Annotated in this window: 1 protein-coding gene; it reads right to left on the reverse strand. The window is 52.7% G+C overall.

The genetic code is table 11. The features are described from left to right. On the reverse strand, nt 1–262 hold a 262-nt coding region (locus tag QP415_RS11785; RefSeq protein WP_285100204.1), incomplete at its 3' end, for a sodium:proton antiporter. Nucleotides 263–273 lie beyond the last annotated feature (11 nt).

The raw sequence follows: 273 nt of genomic DNA on the forward strand, positions 1-273 counted from the left end.
CAAGGTGGATACCGCCGGAGATGATGAAGAGCGAAAGAAGCAGAGCAATGAACTGAACGTATTCAACACCGACGTCAATCAGCGCTTCATTTCCGATCATGTACACCATGAATGCCAGCGTGGGTAGGCCTAGAACGAGGGCAACCAGAAGCTGGCTGGAGTTACGTTCCCACCACTTGTGTGTGGCGGGGATGATCGGGAAGAGTGCAATGGATGCAAGCATTGCTACGAACGGCAGAAGAGACCACCATTGGAAGGTCATCGGGATCCTTG

It is taken from the genome of Pauljensenia sp. UMB3104, from assembly GCF_030217285.1.
In the GTDB taxonomy this organism is placed as follows: Bacteria; Actinomycetota; Actinomycetes; order Actinomycetales; family Actinomycetaceae; genus Pauljensenia.